Genomic DNA, 16,394 nt, shown 5'->3' with positions numbered 1-16,394 from the left:
CGGCCGGACACGAAGAAGGCCCCCCGCTTGCGCGAGGGGCCTTCTTCCGTCTGTGCGCCGCCAGGGACTCGAACCCCGGACCCGCTGATTAAGAGTCAGCTGCTCTAACCAACTGAGCTAGCGGCGCCTGCTGACGTCGTAGACATTAGCACCCTGATCGGCGGGAGGAAAAATCGATAAGCGCGCCTCCCCGGCGGCCTTCGCGCGCACCGCCCGCACACACGCCCACAGCAGGACCTCGGGGCCCGGGAGCCACGGCCGGCGGGTGTCGGGAGCGACCAGCCAGCGCGGCTCGGAGGAGTCGTCCGTGGAGGTCAGGGGCGGTACGGTCACCGCGTCGCCCGTGCCGTGGCAGAGCAGCGGCGGCACGGCGTCGCCCCACTCCTCCCAGTCGAGCAGCGACGGCAGCCGCTGGGCCGTGCCGGGCACGGCGAACAGCATCATCCGGCCCCGGTGCATCGAGACGGGCCCCGAACCGGGGCCCTCGGCCCACAGTCGGTCGAGCATCCGCCGACCGAAGATCGCGGGCACGTTCACCACGTCGAACGCGGAGCCGCACGGCAGCACGGCAGGGGCGGTCGCGCGCTTCTCCCACTGCGCGAGCGCCGAGCGCGGATACGCCTCCGCGGAGGCGAGCCAGCCGGCGCCGGGGGGCGTCACCCGGGCCGCCACGTGGTCCTGGCCGTCGGGGACGGCGTACGTCAGGAGGGACGGATCTCGCAGCCATGCGGTCATGCATCCATGCTTACCGCGGGTGACACTGCAATTTCACTCGGTTCGCGGAAACGGGGACAGGGCGGGGTGGAGAGGGGTATCTTTCGCCCGCCATCTTCGAATGGCATATGACCTCGGCGTGCCCGCCTCCCGGCCGCGACGGCCGGCCCCGGGCGCCCGCAGCGGTCAGTGGACCCCGCGCAGCAGGTCCCTGCCGAAGTCGATCATCTTGCGGGCGTAGTCCTCGGTCCAACCCGCCCGGTCCCCGATGTCCGCCGGCGTCAGACGGTCGAAGCGGCGGGGATCGGCGAGCTGGGCCGCGGCGACGGCCTGGAACTCGACCGCGCGGTCCGTCGCGGCCCGGAAGGCCAGCGCCAGTTCCGTAGCCCGGTCCAGCAGCTCGCGGGGGTCCTCCATGGACTCCAGGTCGAAGAAGTGCTCGGGGTCGGCGGCGGCCTCCGACGGCTCGAAGAGCAGCGGGGCAGGCCGCACCCTGCGCTCGGTCGTCCGCTCCGGTTCCGCCATGTCCGTACTCCTCCTCGCGTCACGGTCCGTGGGCCGGACCGCCCTCCATTGTCCTGCCCCGCGCAAGACCGCCTCAGGCCGTCCCTGGCTCAGGCCGTCCCTGCCTCAGGCCGTCCCCGGCTCGTAGCGGACGCGGTGCTCGCCCAGGTGTGCGAGTACCGCGTGGTTCGCCTCCCAGCCGTCGGGAAATTTCACGGTCACGCCCAGCTGCACCGGCTCCGTGGACGGGTGCTCGTCCAGCAGGTCCTCCACGCCTTCCCGGCACACCACGATGCACGCGTGCCGGTGGCGGGAGGCGAGGACGCACAGGCGGCCGGTCTCCAGGTGGAACGCCGTCGCGTCCGGCCGCCCCGACAGCGGGTGGAGCACGACGGTCACGTCGTACTCCCGGCCCTGGAGGCGGTTGGCCGTGTCGACCGTGACCCCGGCGACCCCCAGCTCCGCCAGCGCGGCGCGCACCGCCGCCGCCTGGTCGCGGTGGGCCGTGCCGACGGCGATCCGGCCGGCGGTGAGCGGCACCGGCTCCGCGGACCGCTCGGACATCGCGGCGCCCCCGCGGTCCAGCAGCCGCCGCACGACCGTCGCCACGGCCCGCACCGCCTCCGGGTCGGTACGCGGAGTGTGACGCGCGGGCAGCTCCAGCAGCCCCCAACCCGACTCGGCGGCCTCGTCGAGGACCCGGTCCGGCCCCGACCCGTCCGACGGCACACCGAAGGCCAGCCGCCGGTCGCCGGCCTCCGTGCCGCTCCGGAAGGGCGTGTACGGGTAGAACGCGTCGGACACCAGCGGCGCCGCCGAGGCCGGCAGCCGCCAGGACACGGGCAGCCGGTGCTGCGGCAGGTCCGGGTTGTGCGCCAGCAGGGTGGAGACCGCGCTGGCCGACGGGTCGTAGGACAGCCCCGCCCACTGCTCGGAGCCGACGATCGAGAACGGGTCGAGCTGCCCCGGGTCGCCGACGAACAGGGCTCGTTCGAACAGCCCGGCGACGGCGAGCAGCGCGTCGGAGCGCATCTGGTACGCCTCGTCGACAATGGCGTGCCGCCAGGGCTCGACGCCCTGCACATGCGCCCACTTGGCGGCCGTGGAGATGACGACGTCCAGACCGGCGAGGTCGGCGGCCTTCGCCGACTTGCGGACGTTGTCCAGGGCGTCGAGGGCCTTGTCGTACGGGTCGGAGTCGTTCGAGTGCAGGCGGCCGACGGGGAGCTCGGGCTCCTTCTCCGCGAGCCGGAGCACGAGGTCGTCGACCTGGGCGTTGGTCTGCGCGACGACCATCAACGGGCGTCCGGCGGCGGCCAGTTCGAGCGCGGCCCGCACGACGAGGGTGGACTTCCCCGCGCCCGGCGGCGAGTCGACGACGACGCCCCTGGCGGTGCCGTGGAGCGTGTCGTGCAGGATGTCGGCGGTCGCGGTGGCGGCCTGGGCACCGGGGTCGGACGTCACAGCAGGTCCTCCGGGGTGACGAGGTCGGGGATCTCGGCGGTGTCGGACCGCGGGGGCCCGCCGTGCGTCCACGGTGTCTCCTCCGGGTCCGGCAGCTTCGGCCCGCCCCGCTGGTCGTGCTCGAACAGGGTCCAGGCGATCCGGTCGCCCTTGACCGGCACGGAGCCCTCCGCCGGGACCTTGGCGCGACCCATCCGGTCGGTGACCCGCAGCACCAGCGTCCCGTCCTCCTCGTACCGTACGAACTCGGCCGTCTGCGGCTTGCCGTCCAGCGAGCGGTACACCTTGACCCTCTCACCCTCACCGAAGTGCGGCCGGTCGTCCGTGCGCACGGTCAGCAGCGGGCGGGGGCTCGGCCGCTTCGACTCGGACCAGGCCATCTCCACGTCGATCACCTCGGACACGAACGCCTCGCCCGCCAGGCGGCGGCCCGCCAGCACCAGCGGATCGTCCAGTGCCTCCTGCGCCTCCAGCTGCGCCTGCGCGGTCTCCCGGGCGGCGAGCTTCTGCGCCGACGTCACGGCGTCGTCGCGCCGCGGCTGCGGCGGTTCGCCGGCGCGGACCCGGTCCCGGTGGGCGGTGAACGACCAGCGGTCGCGGGTCCAGCGGTCCTCGACACGGGAGCCCTCCGGAAGCTCCCGTACGAGATCGAGGGCCCGCCACACCGCGTGCCAGGTGGGCCGCATCTGGTCCGCGACCAGCCGTCGGACCTCCCGTTCCGCACGGTGCAGTTCGCCCAGCCGCTCGTCGGCGCTCTCCCCGTCCTCGGCCGCCGCCAGCAGCTGCCGGGCCCGGTCGTAGCGCTCCATCGCGGGCGCGAGCCGCCGGTTGTCGAAGACGGGATCGGTCGCGGGTCCCGCCGGCGGGCAGAGCAGCAGGCCTTCCCGGTCGCGGCCCAGCTCGGCCCGCAGCGCCGCCTCGGCACCGGTCCCGCCCTCGGGTACGTCGATCCAGGCGAGCAGCGCGCCCAGATGCTGGTCCTCCAGCGAGGACTGGCCGGTCGCCCAGTGGCGGTTCAGCAGGTCTGTCGCGGCGAGCAGCAGCGAGGCGCCGGGAACGCGGGCGCGCTCGCCGTAGTGGGTCAGCCAGCGGCCCAGCAGCGGAACCCGCGGCGGCGCCGGATACGGGGTGTCAGGGTCCTGCTCGGCCGTGCGCCTGAACCGCATCGAGCGGCCCAGCAGCCGGACGAACTCCACGCCCGCGCGGCTCGGCACGACCAGCTGCGGAGCGTCCGCGCACAGTTCGGCCTCGACGGTGACCTTCTTCCCGGTCTCCGCGTCGGTCTCCTTGCGCTCGACGAGCTCGACGTCGTCCCCGAACGCGTCCAGATACGGCAGGACCACGTCGGCCAGCTCGGCGAGGAACGCCGAACGCAGGTCACGGTCGCGCGGCTGCGCCACGACCAGCAGCCGCGGCTCCCGGGAGTCCGTCCCCACCAGTGCCCCGAGCGGCGCTCCGGCCTCGCCCGCGGTGGTCAGCGGCACGAACACCATCGGGCGCTCGGACACGCGCCGGTGGCGGACCGTCGCCAGCGGCTGGGCGCGGCCCGTCTCGACGGCCTCCAGCCGGGCGAGCGTGGCGATCAGCGACATACGCCCGCCTCCTGCGCCCCGGCCCTGGCCGCCGGCGCCTCCGCGAGCGCCTCCGCCCGCAGCGCCGCGGCCCGCCGGAGCGCGGCCACCGCCGGATCGGCCGGGTCGCCCGCCTCGCCGCGCGCGGCCGCCAGCACGCCGCCCACCGTCGTCAGCCCGCCCAGCTCCCCGCGGACCGACCGGCCCAGCGTTTCCACCGCACCGGCCTGCCGGGCCCGGTCGCGGCAGTGGAACGCCAGCTCGCAGGCGGCCAGGCACTCGGGTGCGTACGCGTGCGGGACCGACTCGACCGCGGCCGTCAGCTCGTCGGCCGAGCACGCCTCGAGGTCGAAGGTGACCCCCTCGGGCAGCGCGGCCGCGATGTCCTCGACGCGGGTCAGCCTGGCCAGCTGACGGCGGGTCACGGAGAGCTGCTTGCGCACGTCCACGACGGACGCGGTCGGCAGGTTGGAGAAGTCCTTGGGGCAGACCAGCAGGATGCTGTGCGCGACCCGCGCGTCGTCCGTGACGGCGGCGACCCGCTCCAGGGCCAGGACGTACACCGCGGCCTGGCGGGCGGCGGCGCCGACCTTCGACGCGTCCGCCGACGCGTCGATCATCGGGAACGACTTGATCTCCACGACCGTCCACCGGCCGTCGGGGCCCACGACCACCGCGTCCGGCTCCAGATACGCGGGGGAGCCCGCCACGTCCAGGGCTAGCAGCGGATGGTCGAGCAGCGTCCACGCCCCGGCCGCCGTCGCTTCGCGCAGCGCCAGCGTCGTACGCGCCGCGCGGCCCTCGGGCCCGGCGGCCGCCAGGTCCGGCACCAGTGCACCGGCCGGGTCGTCCAGGCCGAGCAGACGCAGCAGTTCCTTGCCGCCGTCCGCCTTGACCTTCGCCTCGAAGGCGTTGCCCCGCACGAACGCGAACTGCGACTGCCCGAACGTCCCCGGCGAACCGAGCGCCGAGGCCAGCGCCGCCTTGTCCACCCCGGCGCCGTCCAGCAGCGCGCGGCGCTCGCACCCCGGGTTGGCGGCGAGTGCCGCCAGGGCGCGGGCATCGAGCGGATGGGGCTGCGCGGCAGGACCGCGCAGCTCAGCGAGCCGCTGCCGGAGTGCTGTCGTCGGCGCCTGCGGAGGGGGTCCGCTGCCCAGGGATTCGCTCACCCGCGGAAGTCTCGCATCCGCCACCGACAACGGTGGATGCCGAGGCGGTCACGGCGAACCCGAACCGGCCGCGCACCAGGTCGGCGAGCCGCGTCGCGGGCCCGGTCAGCAGCGCGCCGGCACCCATGACGGCCGCGCCGGCGACCGCGTCGAGGAAGTAGTGGTTCGCGGTACCCATGACCACGACCGTGGTGAGTAGCGGGTAGGCGACGGCGAGCGCCCGCAGCAGCGGTGTACGGCCGTGCCGCCACAGCATCACACCGCACCACAGGGCCCAGCCGACGTGCAGGCTCGGCATCGCCGCGTACTGGTTCGTCATCCCGCCGAGGCCGCGCGGCGCGCTCGCCTCCGTGCCCCACCAGCCGTACGAGCTGTACTGCGCCATCGTGTCGACGAAGCCGTGACCGGCGTCCAGGAGCCGTGGCGGACAGGTCGGCATCAGCGTGAAGCCCACCAGTCCGAGGAGAGTGGAGACCATCAGCCAGGTGCGGGCCGCGCGGTAGTGGACCGGGCGGCGGCGGAAGAGCCACACCAGCACGGCCGGGGTGACCAGGTAGTGCAGGGAGGCGTAGACGAAGTCGGCCGGTATGCCGAGGGCGGGGACATCGGTGAAGAGACGGTTCAGCGGATGTTCCGCGTTGAGCAGGAGTGCCTTCTCGGCCCGGAGTATCGCGAGGCCGTGGCCGACCGCCGTCGAGACGTCGCCGCGCGCGAGGAGCCGGCCGCCCGAGTACGCGGCGTAGACGACGGCGATCAGCAGCAGCTCGGTCCACCAGCGGGGCCGGTGGCGAGGTGCGGTCTGCGGCATCCGTCGGTCTCCGTCTCGGTCCGGGGCTCGGTCCGCGTCCGGCTCGTCGGCGGCGGCGACGACCTGCGGGCGCGATCACGCGTACCTGAAAGGGGACGCCGCGATCGTCCCGGAGGTTGCCTGTGATTCACGTGCGGGATGATGGAACGACATCCGATCGTGAACTTCAGGAGAGCCACCCATGGCACCGCGGATCCTGCTCGCCCGGCACGGCCAGACCGAATGGTCACTGCTCGGCAAACACACCGGCAGGACGGACATCCCCCTGCTCGAAGAGGGCCGGCGCGGCGCGAAGCTGCTGGGTGAGCGGCTGCACCGCGCGCCGTGGTCGGGGCTCGACGGCGTCGAGGTCCGCACCAGCCCGCTGGTCCGGGCGAGCGAGACCTGCGAGCTCGCCGGCTTCGGGGAACGGGCGCGGCCCTGGGACGCGCTGATGGAATGGGACTACGGGGCGTACGAGGGCATGACCCCGACCGAGATCCATGCGATCCGGCCCGGCTGGCTGCTGTGGCGCGACGGCGTGCCCGGGGGCGAGAGCCTCGCGGACGTCTCGGCCCGCGTGGACGAGGTCGTCGAGTGGGCCCGCTCCGCCGACCGCGACGTGCTCGTCTTCGCCCACGGCCACATCCTGCGCTCGCTCGGCGCGCGCTGGCTGGGCGAGGACGTCTCCTTCGGGGCGCGCATCCGGCTCGATCCGACGAGCCTGTCGGTGCTGGGGTGGGCGTACGGGGAGCCGGCGATCGAGCGCTGGAACGACACGGGGCATCAGGAGGGGTGACGCCGGCGCGGGCGCGGTGCGGGTGCGTGGCGCCTGCGGCGGGCAGTTCCCCTACCCGCCCCTTGCCGAACCGGGCTCCTCCCCCTACGCCTGGCGGCGTGGGGGGACCTCCAGGACCTGTACCGCGCTTCGCGCGGTGCCGGTTCGGGGGCGTGACGCGTCACGCGGGGTGGGGCGTCGTGCGGCGGTGGAGGAAGGACGCCACCGCAGGCGTCCGGCTGTGCGGCAGCAGGACCTTCGCCGTGTCCGCCAGCATCGACTCGATCCGTGACGACCGGACCTCGCCCAGCAGGTCGAGCACCTGCTCGCCCGCCACCGCCGCCTCGTCGGGCGCGCCGGCCCGTGCCAGGTCCGCGGCCAGTTCGGCCCGGTAGAGCGCGAGGTTGCGTGTGAAACGCCGGTCCTGGAGCGTCGCCGCGCGTTCCGCGTGGCGGGCCGCGCGGGACCACTCGCCCAGTGCCGACCAGCACTGGGCCTGGAGGGCCTCCAGTTCGGGTTCGGCGAAGAACGACATCCACTCCGGGTCCGCCCCCGACGCGCCCCGCGCGAAGTACGCGTGCGCCCGTGCCAGCGACTGCTCGCAGCTCGCCCGGTCGCCGAGCCCCGCCCAGCCGCCCGCCTCCCGGAGCGCGAGCAGGGACAGCAGGCGCGGCGAGGCCACCTGCCGGGCCGCCCGCTGGCCGGCCTGCGCGGTGCGTACGGCCTCCCTTGGCCGGCCCGCGTCCCTGGCCAGGAACGACGTGTTGCAGAACGCATGGGCCTCCAGGCCCGGGTCGCCGGCCACGCGCGCGGTCGCCAGCGCCTCGGCGTAGTGGGAGCGGGCGTCCTCGAACCGGCCGGAGTCGTGGGCGAGCCAGCCCACCGAGATGGCGAGTTCGCCGGCGCCCGTGTGCAGCCGTTCCTCCGTCGATCTGCGGGCCGTGGTGCCCGCGTCGAGCAGCGCGTAGGCGGCCCGCAGCGGCTTCGCCGCCTGCCGGTAGAGACCGTCGGCGCCGTGCCGGTCGTCGAGGAGCCGGATACGGCGCACGGCCTCCTCGACGGCACGGACCTCGCTCTCGCCGACCCGTGGCCGGCCGGGCACGGACCCGGGACCGAGTCCCAGGGACGCGGCCGCCACCGTGGCGGAGCCGCTCGTCATGAATGCGCGACGCAGCACGTCGCTCTCCTCGTCGCTGTCTGCGCCGCTGCCCATGGGGAAGGGGCAGCAGGGATGGTGGTTCGGGCCGGCCGGGTCTCCCGGTCCGCCCGTCGGCCGGTCGGGTCCGGAGCCCGCCCGGTTCCGCGCCCCCCGCCCGCGCACCTGTTCCCGGGCCGTGAAGCCCAGGTCCGTCAGCGCGAGGCCGGGGAACATGTGCAGGAACACCCGCTCGTACGCGTAGTTCGGGCAGCGGATCTCGCCGGACTCGACCCGGCCGATGTAGCGGGCGTCGCAGGACACCTGCTCACCGATCTCGCGGGCGGCCCGGCGTACGGCCGTCGCGAACTCGCCGGGCGAGCGGTGCCCCCGCAGCCGGCGGAAAGCCAGGTTGGGTACGGGGGGAACGCCTGCCCGTGATGCCTTCGACGACGACGCCATGGCCGAGCCCTCTCTTGGTGCGGCCGGATTCCGGCGGGCAAGAACGTACCTGCTGTGAGAGCTCGCTCACACCGGCTTTGACAACAAATAGGACATCTCGCCGACGATCTGCCATGAACTGCCATCCATTGCGGCGGCGTGCCGCCGTAGCCGTTGACGCGCACGGGCGTTGAACCGTACGGAGGCGCGTCACGTGTCTCCACTCGAGCGAGGAGGGGATCCCCTTGTTGGAGGTCGGCATGGAGACCAGTGCGACGCCCTCGACCACGGCCGGGCACCTGCCCAGCCCGGACAGCAGCGCACCGCCCGCTCCCGGCGTGGTGGGGAGGGCGGGCCCCGCAGGGGCCGCGGGGCCCTGCGACCTGGTGACCGTCCCCGCCCGGCAGGGGCTCGAGGCGGTCGACATCCTGCGCCGTGCCGCTGCCCCCGCCGTCGGCCCGGTGCTCCACGACGGGGCGTGCGACACCCTCGGCTTCCTCGTTCCGCCGGGCACCGCCGACGCCTGGGACATGCCCGGCAGCGCGTGCACACAGACGTCGGGCCGCGGCCTGCGCATTCCGCCGGAGTCGCCGGTCACCGGCTCCGGCTGGCTGCTGCCGCCCGGTGACGACGCCGGTGCGGTCACCGACCCGGCGGTCCTGCGCGAGGCGCTCGGCGAGGCGGCCCGCCTGATCGAGGCGGCGGACAACTGCCGCTGACGCAGCCGTGACGGCCGTGCTCCCGACCGCGCGGACGCGGGGCCCCGGGAGCAGGGCGATAATGGACGCGTGGCGAAGAACAGGCGGCGTGGGGGCGGTGGCACCGAGGCCGTCGTCGCGGCCGTGGACGGCGGGCTCGCGGAGCTGATACCCGACCGGGAACGCCCGCGCGGATGGACGCTGCTCATCGACGGCGCCCCGCAGTCGCACGTGGATCTCGACGACCCGGCCCACCTGTCCTTCGAGTACCAGCGCAGGCTCGGCCACGCGGTGGATCTGGCCGCCCCCGCGGGACGGCCGCTGCACGTCGTGCACCTCGGCGGCGGTGCCTTCACTCTCGCCCGGTACGTCGCCGCCACCCGCCCCCGCTCCACCCAGCAGGTCGTCGAACTCGACGCGGCCCTCGTCCAACTCGTACGGGAACGGCTCCCCCTGGACCCCGGCGCGCGGATACGGGTGCGGTCGCTCGACGCGCGGGCCGGACTGGCGAAGGTGCCGGACGGCTGGGCGGACCTGGTGATCGCGGACGTGTTCAGCGGTGCGCGCACCCCGGCGCATCTGACCAGCACCGAGTTCCTCGCAGAGGTGCGCAGGGCGATGAAGCCCGGCGGCTGCTACGCCGCCAACATCGCCGACGGGCCGCCGCTCACGCATCTGCGGGCCCAGATCGCCACGGTCGCCGCCGTCTTCCCGGAGCTCGCGCTCGCCGCCGACCCGACCGTGCTGCGCGGCCGCCGCTTCGGCAACGCCGTGCTGCTGGCGTCGGACACCGCGCTCCCGGTCGCCGAGTTCACCCGCCGGGTCGCCGGCGACCCGTTCGCCGGCCGCGTCGAACACGGGCGGGCGCTGGCCGACTTCACGGGCGGGGCGGGGCCCGTCTCGGACGCGAGCGCCAAGCCGTCGCCGGTACCGCCGCCGGCCGTCTTCCGCTGACACGGCGGCGCTTGGGCACCCGACCGCTTCAGCGCTCGTCGAACTGGACCATCGGCGGATGCCCGTTCCACGTGCAGAACACCGACACCTCGTGCCCGTCCTGCGTGAACGTGACCCGGATCCACGTCGGCTGCTTCCACACCTGCATCTGCCAGTCCGCCGCGGGAGTCGCGGAGACCAGCTCCGCCGAGCTGTCGCCGATGTCGAAGACCACCCGGCCGCCCTTGACGTTGTAGCCCTTCACGTTCCCGGACTCCGGCGGAGACGGCGCCGCGGGGGATTCCCCGGGAGGAGCGGTCTTCGTGGGTGAGGCCGGCGGTGTGTTCGCAGGGCGGCTGCTCGGCGACGGGGACGGGGACTGGGACCGGGCCGGCGGACGGGCCGTCGAGGACGCCTGCGGCTCCACGGCCCGGTCCGTCGAGGTCTGAGCGGTGATGGGCAGTGCGCGCGGCCGGTCGTACGCGGTTCCGGCCATGACCGTGTGGACGCCCCACCACGACAGCGTCACCGCCGCGCCGGTGGACAGCGACCACGCCAGGGCATGTACGAGTCCTCGATGCATCCGGGCCATAGTGCACCACCCGCCCCCGCGTTGTCCCGGACGGGAGGGGCGGACCCGCGTCCCCCGGATGGCGTACGGTGCCGCCCATGGCAAGTGTGCTCGTGGTCGAGGACGACCAGTTCGTGCGCTCCGCCCTCATCAGGCACTTGACCGAGGCCTCCCACACGGTACGGAGCGTCGGCACGGCCCTCGAGGCGCTGCGCGAGGTGGCCCACATCCGGTTCGACGTGGTCGTTCTGGACCTCGGACTGCCCGATCTGGACGGCGCGGAGGCCCTGAAGATGCTCCGCGGCATCACCGACGTGCCCGTGATCATCGCGACCGCGCGGGACGACGAGGCGGAGATCGTACGGCTCCTCAACGACGGCGCCGACGACTATCTGACCAAGCCGTTCTCCGTCGAGCACCTGTCGGCCAGGATGGCGGCCGTGCTGCGCCGCTCCCGGGCGGCGGGCGAGGCGCCGCCCTCCCGCGTGATCCAGGTCGGCGGACTGTCCATCGACCCGCTGCGCCGCCAGGCCGAGCTGGACGGGGACCGACTGGATCTCACGCGCCGGGAGTTCGACCTGCTGGCCTTCCTCGCCGGCCGGCCCGGAGTCGTCGTACCCCGCAAGGAACTGCTGGCCGAGGTCTGGCAGCAGAGCTACGGCGACGACCAGACCATCGACGTCCATCTGAGCTGGCTGCGCCGCAAGCTCGGCGAGACGGCGGCACGGCCGCGCTACCTGCACACGCTCCGGGGAGTCGGAGTGAAGCTCGAGCCGCCGACCGGACACCGGCCGTGAGAGAAGGACACCGGCCATGAGATGGGCGCTCGTCAAGGTCTCCCTGGCCGTCACGGTGATGGTCGTACTCGCCTTCGCGCTGCCGCTGGGGATCGTCATCAAGGAGATGGCCCGCGACCGCGCCTTCTCCAACGCCGAACGGCAGGCGGCGACCATCGGCCCCACCCTGACCGTGACCACCGAACGCCGCCCGCTGGAGCGGGCCGTGGAGTCCACACCCGCCGGTGCGGTCGGCCGCATGGCCGTCCACATCCCGGCGTCCGGCGAACCGGGCAGCCTGCCGCTGGAGATCGGCAAGCGGCGGGCGGCGAAGAAGGACCTGGCGACCGTCGAACGGATCGGCCGCGCCTCGATCGCCGAGGTGTCCGGCGGCTCCGTCCTGCTCCAGCCGACGGCGATCGGCACCGGCCAGATCGCCGTCGTCGAGATCTACGTACCGGAGGACGAGGTCTCCAACGGCGTCGACACCGCCTGGCTCGTCCTCGCGGGCGTCGGCGTCGCGCTGATCGTCGGCTCCGTCGCGGTCGCCGACCGGCTGGGCGTACGGATGGTGCAGCCGGCGCAGCGGCTCGCGGGCGCCGCGCACGACCTGGGGGAGGGCAGGCTCGGGGCGCGCGTCCCGGAGGAGGGCCCGCCCGAACTGCGCTCCGCGGCCGTCGCGTTCAACTCGATGGCGGACCAGGTGGTCCAGCTCCTCGCCAACGAGCGCGAGTTGGCCGCCGACCTCTCGCACCGGCTGCGCACCCCGCTGACCGTGCTGCGGCTGAACGCGGCGTCACTGGGGGAGAGTGCCGCCGCCGAACAGACCCGGGAGGCCGTCGCCCAGCTGGAGCGCGAGGTCGACACCATCATCCGCACCGCCCGCGAGGCCAAGCCGCAGACCGCGGCGGCCGGGCCCGGCGCGGGCTGCGACGTCTCCGAGGTGGTCCGCGAACGGATGGGATTCTGGTCGGCGCTCGCGGAGGACGAGGGCCGCAAGGTCCGGCTCGCCGGAGTGGACCGGCCCGTACGCATCCCCGTCGCCCGCCCCGAACTGGCCGCCGCGCTCGACGCGCTGCTCGGCAACGTCTTCCGGCACACCCCCGAGGGCACGGCGTTCTCCGTGGACGTGCACAACGGCGACGACGCGGTCATCGTCCTGGTCTCGGACGCGGGCCCCGGCATCGCCGACCCGGCCGCCGCGATGGCCCGCGGCAACAGCGGTGCCAGGGAGGGCTCGACGGGACTCGGCCTGGACATCGTGCGCCGGGTCGCGGAGTCCACGGGCGGCGACGTACGGATCGGCAGCTCGGTGCTCGGCGGCACCGAGGTGCGGATCTGGATCGGGCTCGACCCGCGCGAAGCGGCCGCCGGTGACCGGCGGGGGCGGCGGCGAGGACGGGTGCAGCGCCGCCGGAAGGCAGCGCTCCGGTAGCCGTCCGGGTCGTCCGGGCCGGTCCGGCCTGTCTCGCCGTCGAGCATTAATCGCTTCCGATGCCTCCCTTAAGCGCGCCCTAAGAAGCCCGACTCCGGTCCCTGATCGGTCATTTGTCCGGTTCGGGATCGCTAGCGTGCAGCGCACCACCCCCCGACTCCGTAACGCAGAGGCAGGCACGCGATGGGCAGCAGCACGCACCGGCGCAGGGCGAGCGTCAGGACCAAGGCGGTCGGCGCGGTCGTCGTGACCGCGGTGATCGGCGGAGCCGCGATCTTCCTCACCGGCACCGCCCAGGCCGCGGCGGTCGGCGCCGCCTACACCAGGACCAGCAGCTGGGACGGCGGTTACACCGGCCAGTACGTCATCACCAACGAGACCGACCGGGCCCGGTCCGACTGGACCCTCGAGTTCGACCTGCCCGCCGGAACGGAGATCAGCTCGCTGTGGAACGGCGAGCACACCGTCGACGGCCGGCACGTCACCGTCAAGCCCGCGAGCTGGAACAAGAGCCTCGCGCCCGGCGCTTCGGTCACCGTCGGCTTCGTCACCTCGGCGAGCGGCAAGGCCGGCGACCCGGCCTCCTGCCTCATCGACGACATCAAGTGCTCGGTCGACGACGGCGCGACGCCGCAGCCGAGCGGACGGCCGACGGAGCAGCCGACACCGACACCCACGCCCACGCCCTCGGACACGCCTCCCGGTACGTCCGGGCCCACGGCGACTACGACGCCCCCGCCGACCGGCGAGCCCACGCCCGGCGCGGCCGCGCGCTACGCGCCGTACATCGACACCTCGCTGTACCCCGCGTACGACATGCTGGACACCGCCGCGAAGACCGGCGTCAAGGAGTTCAACCTCGCCTTCATCACCTCCGGCGGCAGCTGCGCCCCGCTGTGGGGCGGCGTCACGGACCTCGCCAATGACAAGGTCGCGTCCCAGATCGGCGCCCTGCGCGACGGGGGCGGCGACGTCCGCGTCTCCTTCGGCGGCGCGGCCGGCCACGAACTGGCCCTGAACTGCTCCTCCGCAGACGACCTGGCGGCGGCCTACGGCAAGGTCGTCGACACCTACAAGCTGACCAAGGTCGACTTCGACATCGAGGGCGCGGCACTGCCCGACGCCGCCGCCAACACGCGGCGCTCGCAGGCGATCGCGCAGCTCCAGAAGTCCCACCCGGACCTCGACGTCTCCTTCACCCTGCCCGTCATGCCCGAGGGGCTCACCCAGCCCGGCGTCGACCTGATCGCCGACGCCAAGAAGAACGGTGTCCAGATCGACGCGGTCAACATCATGGCGATGGACTACGGCCCGGCGTACAGCGGCGACATGGGTGAGTACGCGATCTCGGCGGCCACCGCCACCCAGGCGCAGCTCAAGGGCGTGCTCGGCCTCTCCGACGCGGCAGCGTGGCAGACGGTCGCGGTCACGCCGATGATCGGCGTCAACGACGTCGTCACGGAGATCTTCACGGTGGAGGACGCCAGGCAGCTGGTGACGTTCGCCGAGTCGAAGAACCTGGCGTGGCTGTCGATGTGGTCCTCGACGCGGGACAAGCAGTGCGCGGGCGGGGAGAAGCCGGCGGCGGACGCGACGTGCAGCTCGATCCTGCAGGAGCCGTTGGCCTTCACGAAGGCGTTCGCGGCGTACCGGTAATCCACGGCCCCCCTCCGCCCCCCACGGCGCGCCCCCCCCCCGGCCCCCCCCCCCCCGGGGGGGCCCCGCGCCTCGCCCGAAGCGCCTGCGGCGGGCCTGTCCCCTCCCCGCGCAGCGGCCACGCCCCCGCGCCGCCACCCCCGTCACCCCTTCACCGCCCCCTGCGTGATCCCGCCCACGATCTGCCTGCCGAACAGCAGGAACGCGATCAGCAGCGGCAGCGCCCCAGCAGCGCCCCCGCCCGCCTCTTCGAGGCCGAAGGCCCCGAAGACTCCGACGGTGGGGGTGGTCCTCGCCCTGCCGTCGCCGTCCGCACCGTGGCCGTCGTCGGCGCAGCCGGTGAGCAGCCCGGCGCCGAGCGCGGTGACGACCGCGAGGATCGCCGCCCTGCGCATCGCGTCCTCCTCGCGGGGTGGGGCCGTCACACGCTGCTGTTGCTGCCGTCCACGGCCGTTCTTGTTCGGGACCGTACTTCCAGCACGCCGACGGCGGCCGTGGCAGGGCGGTGACCTGCGGATTCCGTGTGATGCGCGACATCACGGGCTGGGAGCGCTCCCGTGCGCGGTTCCGGCGGTCAGTCGTCACGGAAGGCGGGTGTCAAGGGCCTCGGACGCGTTATGTTCTCCGCCTGGGCAGCCTGGGGAGGCGGACACGATGTCTCGGACCATCCGCGCGGAAAACAACGGGGGGCGGGCCACCGGCCTGCCCACGCTGGAGCAGGTCGCCGCCCGTGCGGGCGTCGGACGCGGCACGGTCTCCCGTGTGATCAACGGTTCGCCGCGGGTCAGCGAGGAGACCCGCGCCCTGGTCGAGGCGGCCGTCGCGGAGCTGGGCTACATACCCAACCGCGCGGCCCGTGCGCTCGCCGGGAACCGTACGGACGCGATCGCGCTCGTCGTTCCGGAGCCTGAGGACCGCTTCTTCGCGGAGCCGTACTTCTCCGAGATGGTGCGCGGCGTCGGGGCGGCGCTCGCCGACACCGAGATGCAGCTGCTGCTGACGCTCGCCGGCAACGACCGGGAACGCAAGACGCTCGCCCAGTACCTGGCCGCGCACCGGGTCGACGGTGTGCTGCTGGTCTCGATGCACGCGGGCGACCCGCTGCCGGACCTGTTGGAGCAGCTGTCGATCCCCGTGGTGATCAGCGGCCGCCGGTCGGCCGGCGAGACGCTGGCCGCGGTCGATTCCGACAACTTCGAGGGCGCGCGGAAGGCCGTCGCCCATCTGGCGGCCCGGGGCCGCCGCACCGTCGCGACGATCGCCGGCCCGCTGGACGTGTACGGCGCGGAACGCCGGCTGGACGGCTACCGTTCCGCCGTCGCGGGGGCGGGCCTGGACGCCGACCCCCGGCTGACGGCCGTGGCCGACTTCACCGAGCAGGGCGGCCGGCTCGCGATGCGCAGACTGCTCGAGGACCGGCCCGACCTCGACGCCGTCTTCGCCGCCTCCGACGTCATGGCCTCCGGCGCCCGGCACGTGCTGCGCGAGTCGGGCCGCCGCATACCGGACGACGTGGCCCTGATCGGCTTCGACGACTCGGCGGTGGCCCGCCACATGGACCCGGCGCTCACCAGCGTGCGCCAGCCGACGGAGGAGATGGGCCGCACCATGGCCGGCGTCCTGCTCCAGGAGATTGCGCAGCCGTCCCCGGAGCGGCCCCAGATCGTGCTGCCCACGGAGCTGGTGGTGCGGGACTCGTCCTGACGGCGCCAGGCGCCGGTCCCGGCGTGCGGCGAGGGGGCGACCGTCGAGGGTGGTGGGC

General features: G+C 74.1%; 16 protein-coding genes and 1 tRNA gene. 7 read left to right on the top strand and 10 right to left on the bottom strand.

The genetic code is table 11. The annotated features are described in order from the left end of the window. Positions 1-53 precede the first annotated feature (53 nt). The 7 genes from OGH68_RS12810 to OGH68_RS12780 form a co-directional block, all read right to left on the bottom strand. A tRNA-Lys gene (locus OGH68_RS12810) sits at positions 54-127 on the bottom strand. After that, positions 118-735: a bifunctional DNA primase/polymerase gene (locus OGH68_RS12805; protein WP_264243578.1), complete on the bottom strand. Its 618-nt coding sequence runs from the start codon at positions 733-735 to the stop codon at positions 118-120. Before OGH68_RS12805 ends, OGH68_RS12810 begins: the two co-directional genes overlap by 10 nt. A 165-nt stretch (positions 736-900) precedes the next feature. Continuing rightward, positions 901-1,239: a hypothetical protein gene (locus OGH68_RS12800; protein ID WP_264243575.1), complete on the bottom strand. Its 339-nt coding sequence runs from the start codon at positions 1,237-1,239 to the stop codon at positions 901-903. Between the two features lie 105 nt (positions 1,240-1,344). Continuing rightward, entirely contained in the window at positions 1,345-2,682 is a 1,338-nt protein-coding gene (locus OGH68_RS12795; RefSeq protein WP_264243573.1) for an AAA domain-containing protein, read from the bottom strand. After that, a complete protein-coding gene (locus tag OGH68_RS12790; RefSeq protein WP_264243572.1) occupies positions 2,679-4,274 on the bottom strand; it encodes a hypothetical protein in 1,596 nt (531 codons plus the stop codon). Before OGH68_RS12790 ends, OGH68_RS12795 begins: the two co-directional genes overlap by 4 nt. Then, on the bottom strand, positions 4,265-5,422 hold the full coding sequence (locus OGH68_RS12785; protein WP_264243570.1) for a hypothetical protein: 1,158 nt from the start codon (positions 5,420-5,422) through the stop codon (positions 4,265-4,267). The genes OGH68_RS12790 and OGH68_RS12785 overlap by 10 nt, the downstream gene beginning before the upstream one ends. Next, on the bottom strand, positions 5,352-6,230 hold the full coding sequence (locus OGH68_RS12780) for a phosphatase PAP2 family protein (RefSeq protein WP_264243567.1): 879 nt from the start codon (positions 6,228-6,230) through the stop codon (positions 5,352-5,354). Before OGH68_RS12780 ends, OGH68_RS12785 begins: the two co-directional genes overlap by 71 nt. Before the next feature lie 181 nt (positions 6,231-6,411). On the opposite strand from OGH68_RS12780, the gene OGH68_RS12775 reads away from it, so the two are divergent. After that, positions 6,412-7,008 carry a histidine phosphatase family protein gene (locus OGH68_RS12775; protein ID WP_264243566.1) on the top strand — a complete coding sequence of 199 codons (597 nt, stop codon included), beginning with the start codon at positions 6,412-6,414 and terminating at the stop codon, positions 7,006-7,008. A 160-nt stretch (positions 7,009-7,168) separates the two neighbouring features. Here OGH68_RS12775 and OGH68_RS12770 read toward each other — a convergent pair whose 3' ends face one another. Then, a complete protein-coding gene (locus OGH68_RS12770; protein WP_264243563.1) occupies positions 7,169-8,584 on the bottom strand; it encodes a tetratricopeptide repeat protein in 1,416 nt (471 codons plus the stop codon). A gap of 239 nt (positions 8,585-8,823) precedes the next feature. Here OGH68_RS12770 and OGH68_RS12765 point away from each other — a divergent pair, with 239 nt between their 5' ends. Together OGH68_RS12765 and OGH68_RS12760 are read left to right on the top strand one after the other, a co-directional pair. Next, positions 8,824-9,282 carry a hypothetical protein gene (locus OGH68_RS12765; protein WP_264243560.1) on the top strand — a complete coding sequence of 153 codons (459 nt, stop codon included), beginning with the start codon at positions 8,824-8,826 and terminating at the stop codon, positions 9,280-9,282. A 69-nt stretch (positions 9,283-9,351) separates the two neighbouring features. Further along, the gene (locus OGH68_RS12760) at positions 9,352-10,215 is read left to right on the top strand and encodes a spermidine synthase (protein WP_264243557.1); all 864 of its coding nucleotides are present in this window, start codon (positions 9,352-9,354) and stop codon (positions 10,213-10,215) included. Between the two features lie 28 nt (positions 10,216-10,243). On the opposite strand, the gene OGH68_RS12755 is transcribed toward OGH68_RS12760, so the two are convergent. After that, positions 10,244-10,786: a hypothetical protein gene (locus OGH68_RS12755; RefSeq protein ID WP_264243555.1), complete on the bottom strand. Its 543-nt coding sequence runs from the start codon at positions 10,784-10,786 to the stop codon at positions 10,244-10,246. 77 nt (positions 10,787-10,863) lie between these two features. Here OGH68_RS12755 and OGH68_RS12750 point away from each other — a divergent pair, with 77 nt between their 5' ends. The 3 genes from OGH68_RS12750 to OGH68_RS12740 all read left to right on the top strand — a co-directional run bounded on the left by OGH68_RS12750 (position 10,864) and on the right by OGH68_RS12740 (position 14,632). Continuing rightward, a complete protein-coding gene (locus tag OGH68_RS12750; RefSeq protein WP_264243552.1) occupies positions 10,864-11,562 on the top strand; it encodes a response regulator transcription factor in 699 nt (232 codons plus the stop codon). 16 nt (positions 11,563-11,578) lie between these two features. After that, positions 11,579-12,976 (top strand): sensor histidine kinase, encoded by a 1,398-nt coding sequence (locus OGH68_RS12745; protein ID WP_264243550.1) that lies wholly within the window; start codon positions 11,579-11,581, stop codon positions 12,974-12,976. 183 nt (positions 12,977-13,159) lie between these two features. Next, positions 13,160-14,632, top strand: a complete 1,473-nt coding sequence (locus tag OGH68_RS12740; protein ID WP_264243547.1) for a cellulose binding domain-containing protein — start codon at positions 13,160-13,162, stop codon at positions 14,630-14,632. A 143-nt stretch (positions 14,633-14,775) separates the two neighbouring features. On the opposite strand, the gene OGH68_RS36415 is transcribed toward OGH68_RS12740, so the two are convergent. Beyond that, the gene (locus OGH68_RS36415) at positions 14,776-15,057 is read right to left on the bottom strand and encodes a hypothetical protein (RefSeq protein WP_413470976.1); all 282 of its coding nucleotides are present in this window, start codon (positions 15,055-15,057) and stop codon (positions 14,776-14,778) included. 229 nt (positions 15,058-15,286) lie between these two features. On the opposite strand from OGH68_RS36415, the gene OGH68_RS12730 reads away from it, so the two are divergent. Next, on the top strand, positions 15,287-16,336 hold the full coding sequence (locus tag OGH68_RS12730; protein ID WP_264243546.1) for a LacI family DNA-binding transcriptional regulator: 1,050 nt from the start codon (positions 15,287-15,289) through the stop codon (positions 16,334-16,336). The last annotated feature ends 58 nt before the right edge of the window (positions 16,337-16,394 follow it).

The sequence above is a fragment of the Streptomyces peucetius genome (assembly GCF_025854275.1).
Taxonomy (GTDB): domain Bacteria; phylum Actinomycetota; class Actinomycetes; order Streptomycetales; family Streptomycetaceae; genus Streptomyces; species Streptomyces peucetius_A.
The sequence above is the reverse complement of the archived record's forward strand: the minus strand, read 5'-3'. Positions and strand labels throughout refer to the sequence as shown.

What these genes read in the sequence shown, in the direction of transcription:
- OGH68_RS12805 (WP_264243578.1), bottom strand. Translation starts at nt 735, where the DNA reads ATGACCGCATGGCTGCGAGATCCGTCCCTCCTGACGTACGCCGTCCCC.
- OGH68_RS12800 (WP_264243575.1), bottom strand. Translation starts at nt 1,239, where the DNA reads ATGGCGGAACCGGAGCGGACGACCGAGCGCAGGGTGCGGCCTGCCCCG.
- OGH68_RS12790 (WP_264243572.1), bottom strand. Translation starts at nt 4,274, where the DNA reads ATGTCGCTGATCGCCACGCTCGCCCGGCTGGAGGCCGTCGAGACGGGC.
- OGH68_RS12780 (WP_264243567.1), bottom strand. Translation starts at nt 6,230, where the DNA reads ATGCCGCAGACCGCACCTCGCCACCGGCCCCGCTGGTGGACCGAGCTG.
- OGH68_RS12775 (WP_264243566.1), top strand. Translation starts at nt 6,412, where the DNA reads ATGGCACCGCGGATCCTGCTCGCCCGGCACGGCCAGACCGAATGGTCA.
- OGH68_RS12770 (WP_264243563.1), bottom strand. Translation starts at nt 8,584, where the DNA reads ATGGCGTCGTCGTCGAAGGCATCACGGGCAGGCGTTCCCCCCGTACCC.
- OGH68_RS12765 (WP_264243560.1), top strand. Translation starts at nt 8,824, where the DNA reads ATGGAGACCAGTGCGACGCCCTCGACCACGGCCGGGCACCTGCCCAGC.
- OGH68_RS12755 (WP_264243555.1), bottom strand. Translation starts at nt 10,786, where the DNA reads ATGGCCCGGATGCATCGAGGACTCGTACATGCCCTGGCGTGGTCGCTG.
- OGH68_RS12750 (WP_264243552.1), top strand. Translation starts at nt 10,864, where the DNA reads ATGGCAAGTGTGCTCGTGGTCGAGGACGACCAGTTCGTGCGCTCCGCC.
- OGH68_RS12745 (WP_264243550.1), top strand. Translation starts at nt 11,579, where the DNA reads ATGAGATGGGCGCTCGTCAAGGTCTCCCTGGCCGTCACGGTGATGGTC.
- OGH68_RS12740 (WP_264243547.1), top strand. Translation starts at nt 13,160, where the DNA reads ATGGGCAGCAGCACGCACCGGCGCAGGGCGAGCGTCAGGACCAAGGCG.
- OGH68_RS12730 (WP_264243546.1), top strand. Translation starts at nt 15,287, where the DNA reads ATGTCTCGGACCATCCGCGCGGAAAACAACGGGGGGCGGGCCACCGGC.